Annotated in this window: 5 protein-coding genes; all 5 read left to right on the top strand. The window is 28.5% G+C overall.

What is annotated here, in order from left to right; translation table 11 throughout:
* A partial coding sequence (locus RSF37_RS14715; RefSeq protein WP_332565133.1) for a hypothetical protein occupies nt 1–519 on the top strand: 519 nt, incomplete at its 5' end.
* An 11-nt stretch (nt 520–530) separates the two neighbouring features.
* Nucleotides 531–1,478 (top strand): 1,4-dihydroxy-2-naphthoate polyprenyltransferase, encoded by a 948-nt coding sequence (locus tag RSF37_RS14720; protein WP_332565134.1) that lies wholly within the window; start codon nt 531–533, stop codon nt 1,476–1,478.
* A 225-nt stretch (nt 1,479–1,703) separates the two neighbouring features.
* A complete protein-coding gene (locus RSF37_RS14725) occupies nt 1,704–3,629 on the top strand; it encodes an FAD-dependent oxidoreductase (RefSeq protein ID WP_332565135.1) in 1,926 nt (641 codons plus the stop codon).
* An 81-nt stretch (nt 3,630–3,710) separates the two neighbouring features.
* A complete protein-coding gene (locus RSF37_RS14730; RefSeq protein WP_332565136.1) occupies nt 3,711–4,679 on the top strand; it encodes a polyprenyl synthetase family protein in 969 nt (322 codons plus the stop codon).
* 158 nt (nt 4,680–4,837) lie between these two features.
* Nucleotides 4,838–5,325: oxidoreductase (locus tag RSF37_RS14735; RefSeq protein WP_442878736.1), on the top strand; the 488-nt coding region annotated here is incomplete at its 3' end.

Below are 5,325 nucleotides of genomic sequence, written 5' to 3' on the forward strand. Positions count from 1 at the left end.
AACATAAATATAAATAACCATATAGAAGGTAATGAGCAATCATTATTACTTCATAATAAATGTGATGTTATAGTAGGATGCAATATAATACATGATGTAGATTTATCATCAAATTATATAGGTAGAGACAAGCTTATACTTGTGGGAACTGAGGAGGCTAAAGACACTAAAATAGATAGTTTATCTATTGCATTTTTAAATGATAAGCTAACTCCTTGTTCAAAAGAGATTGAGAAATTAGATCAATCTAAAATATCATTAAAAACTAATTCATTAAGTACAATAAGAGAATATTTAATGAATTCAAACACAGCAGCAATAGTACCAATGATTGCTGTTAGAAAAGATTTAGAGAAAGGAACTCTATTTGATTTAGGATGTAAGGAATATGAAAAGTCCTATGATCTTTTTATTACTCATAAAAAAAATATAGAGAATCCTTTAAAGAAAAAGGTTAACTTATTTAAAAAGGAATTAGAAAGAATTTTAAATAAAGAAGGATTTAAACTTGTAATATAAAAGGGGGATTTATGAATTTAAAGGCATATGTAAGTTTTGTTGAATTACTTACAAAAATAGCAAGTGTAATACCATTTATTATTGGGGTTACATATAGCTTATACAGATATGGAGAATTAAATTTAATAAATATGATTCTGATGTTTACTTCAATGATAACATTCGATATGGCAACTACTGCAATTAATAATTATTGTGATTATAAAAATGAATTAGAACATTTAAGTGGTGATTATAAAGGTAAAAATCCTATGTTTCAATATGGGATTTCTAAAAAAATAGCTTTAGTTACTATAGGTGTATTGCTAAGTACAGCAACTTTACTAGGAATAGTATTAACTTTAAGGACAAACATTCTTGTACTTTTAATAGGTGCTATATGTTTCTTTGTAGGAATATTTTATACATTTGGCCCAATACCCATTTCTAGGATGCCTCTTGGAGAAGCTTTTTCAGGAGTTTTTATGGGATTATTCATTACATTTTTAACTATATATGTTAATATTATTGATTATAATTTTTTTGGAATATATTTAGATGGACCAAATATTGTGGGGAACTTTAATATAGTTGAAGGAATAAGTATATTTATTATTTCAATACCGCTTATAACAGGTATATCTAATATAATGCTATCAAATAATATATGTGATTTAGAGGATGATATAGAAGTTAAGAGGTTTACACTTCCATATTATATAGGTAAAAGAAGAGCTATTATATTATATAAATTATTGTACTATATAGGATATTTAGCAATTATAACAGGGGTAATAATTAAAATATTACCAGTAACTGCATTGTTATCACTTTTAACTTTGATTATATTGAACAAAAATATTAAATTATTTGAAGAAAAACAAATAAAGTCTGAGACATTTGTTCTTTCCGTAAAAAATTTTGCATTAAGTAGTTTTGTATATGTAGTTACTATAATTATAGGGACTATATTAACATAAGTATAGTTATATAAAATTTTTATAATGAATTCGAAAAAATTATGACTAAGTAGTATTTAGTTTTTGAAAAAGAATAGTGTAAATGGCTTAAATAAAGGGATATAGAACATACGAAGAATTAATTTTATTATCAAAACTATTGAAATTAAGTAATAAAACATAGTAGACAGTTATAATTATTAACTATAGAATAAACATGCAAAATAAATGAAATGAGGTAATTATATGACGACTAAAATAGTTATTTTAGGTGCTGGCTATGCAGGTGTACATGCAGCAAAAAAGTTATCAAAAAAGTATAAAAAAAATGATGAGGTAGAGATTACTTTAATTGATAAGAATCCTTACCATACTTTAATGACTGAGTTACATGAAGTGGCTGGGGGAAGAGTTCCAGAAGAATCAGTAAAAATTGAACTTTCAAGAATATTTCACAGAACAAAGGTTAATGTTGTTGTCGACTATATAGAAAATGTAGACAGTGAAAATAATGTAGTTAAGACAAAACAAGGTGAGTTTCAATATGATTATTTAATTATTGGAACAGGAAGTGAGCCAGCATTCTTTGGAGTTCCAGGAGTAAAGGAAAATGGATTCACTTTATGGTCACTTGAAGATGCACTTAAAATTAAAGCTCACATAAAAGACAGAGTTAAAGAAGCATCATATGAGAGAAATGCTGAAATAAGAAAGAGAATGCTTACATTTGTAGTTGCAGGATCTGGATTTACCGGTATTGAAATGGCTGGAGAGTTACTTGAATGGAAGACTACTTTAGCAAGAGAGTATAGAGTAGATGAAAAAGAAATTAATATATTAGTAGTTGAAGCAATGTCAACAATATTAAATATGCTAGATAGAAAACAAGCTGATAAAGCTGAAAAGTATATGAAAAAACATGGAGTTGAAATTTTAAAAGATTCTCCAATTGTAGAAGTAACAAAAAACACTATAAAATTAAAGAGTGGTAAAGTAATTCCTACAGAAACTTTAATTTGGACTTGTGGAGTACAAGCTAATCAAGATTTAAATGAAATTGGACTTGAAAAAGGAAGAGCTGGAAGATATACTGCTAATAAGTATATGCAAGCAGACGGAAAAGAAAATATATATGTTGTTGGAGATATTTCTTATGTTGAAGAAGAACAAGGAAAGGGTAATCCACAAATAGTTGAAGCAGCAGAACAAACAGCAGTAACAGCAGTAAAGAATATAATAGCTTCAATGGAAAATAAAGAAAAGGTTGAATTTAAGTCAAACTATCATGGATTCATGGTATCTATCGGTGGAAGATATGCAGTAGCTAATTTAATGGGAATGAAATTATCAGGATTTTTTGCAATGGTTATGAAACACCTTATAAATATGGTTTATTTATTTAGTGTTAACGATGTACATGCTGTATATAATTACCTTCAACATGAATTCTTTGCTATGAAAGAAAGAAGATGTATAATGAGAGGTCATTTATCATCTAGAGGAAATAGATTATGGCTTGTTCCCCTAAGAGTATATATAGGTTTTTTATGGCTTATAGAAGGACTTAAGAAATTAGTTGGAGAAGAAACATGGGCTAACGCCTTTGATTCAGCTTCAAAAGCTTCAGATGCAGCAGGTGGAAGTATTGGTGCATATGTAGATGGATTAAGTAGCAACTTAACAGTTGGTTGGGATAGCTGGATGAAGATGGGAAATGTTAAAATGCCATTTACATGGCTTCAAGATACTGTTTCAGGAGCTTCACAGGCAGCAGAAGGAGCAGCAACTAACATGCCAACTCCTATATTTGAAAGTATGCCTAAATTTTATGAATCAATAATGGAAATTTTTATGCCAAATCCTGAAATAGCAGTTTGGTTCCAAAGAATAGTTGTATTAACTGAAATAGCAATTGGCTTATGCTTAATAGCTGGATTATTTACATTCTTAGCATCAGCTGCATCAGCATTTATGACAGTTAACTTCATATTCTCAGCAATGGCGGGATTTGAAATCTTATGGTTTACATTTGGGAGTATTGCATTAATGTGTGGAGCTGGAAGAACTTTTGGTCTAGACTATTATGTAATGCCTTGGATTAATAAGATTACACATAATTTCTGGATGGGAAAAAGAGAACCTATATATGAAATACATGGTGGAAATAAATAAAACTAAAAATAAAAGGGAATGTATCAAATTACTTTTGATACATCCCTTTAACTATCTAAAGATGGAAACGAGGGGATGAATATGAGTAAATTTTGGAGCAATTACCCTATAATTGATAAAGAAATTGAAAAAGTAAAATTACAAATAAGTAAAAATGCTAAATGTAAAGATAAGATTATAGAAAAGAGCATTTTAGAATTATTAAATTCTGGTGGAAAGATGTTAAGACCAGCATTTACTGTTATAGCTTCAAAATTTGGAGAATATAATGAGGAAAGAGTAACAGCTTTAGCAGCTGTAGTCGAAATGTTCCATATGGCAACTTTAGTTCATGATGATGTTATTGATGATGCTGAACTTAGGCGTGGAAAAGAAACTGTACAAGCTAAGTACGGTAAAAATTATGCAGTTTACATAGGTGATTATCTTTTTTGTTTATGTTTTAGAACATTAGCTACAACATCTTCTATAGAAAGAGGGGTTGATGTTGATACTAAGGTTATGTCAAGAATATGTCTTGGAGAAGTAGAACAGTTAAACTCAAGATTTAAAAAAGATGTTTCAGTTAAAGAGTATTTAAAAAGAATATCTGGGAAGACCGCTGAATTATTTTCATTAAGTCTTTATATTGGTGCTGCAGAAAGCTCATGTGACAAAAAAACATGTAGATTATTTTGGGAGATTGGACATAATATAGGGATGGCATTTCAAATAATAGATGATGTATTAGATTATATTGGAACAGATGAAGAAATAGGTAAGAAATCAGGTAATGATTTAAAAGATGGTATATATACTTTACCTTTGATACTTGCAATGAAGAATGATCCTGAAAGATTTAATATTCTTCTTAATAAAGATAAATATGGAGAAGCTGATACAAATAATATAATAAATCTAGTAAAAGAAAATGATGGGATAGAATCTTCAATAAAGATTGCAGAGAAGTATTCTAAAAAAGCATTTAGAGATATTGAAAAGTTACCTAATAATGAGTATAAATATATTCTTATGGAAGTAACTAAAAAACTTCTTCAAAGAAAATATTAGAAGTAAACAAAAGTCGCTGTATTAAGTGGCTTTTTTTATTTTAAAGGTTACTTAAAAGTAACTTAACTTACTAAAAAGTGCGTACTTTTTATTTATTTGAATAGAATATATACTAAGTTACAAGGGATTTAGGAAATATATTTAGGAGGAATAAAAAAATGAAAACACTTTTTGATAAAACAAAACTTTCAACTATGGATATGAAAAATAGATTTATTAGAGGAGCCTTATGGGAAGCTTTAGCAGATGAAAAAGGTCATATGACTAAGGAGTTAGCCTTAATTTATAAAGAATTAGCAAGAGGTGGAGCTTCCACCCTTATAACTGGATATGCTTTTGTAACTGAAGATGAACAGCCAAATCCTGGGATGATGGGTATATATAATGACTCATTTATAGAAGAATATAAAAAATTCACTAATACTATTCATAAATATAATACTAATATAATTATGCAAATAGTTTATGGTGGATTTATGACAGATTTTAATGTAGGAGAACGGGTAATATTTGGACCATCGACTATGGAGAATGAAGTTACAAAAACATGGGCAAGAGAAATAACAAAAGATGAGATTAAAACTTTAGTTAAAGCATATGCTGATGCAGCATTAAGAGTTAAAAAATCAGGATTTGATGGTGTAGA

The sequence above is a fragment of the Clostridium sp. genome (assembly GCF_036643715.1).
Lineage (GTDB): Bacteria > Bacillota > Clostridia > Clostridiales > Clostridiaceae > Clostridium.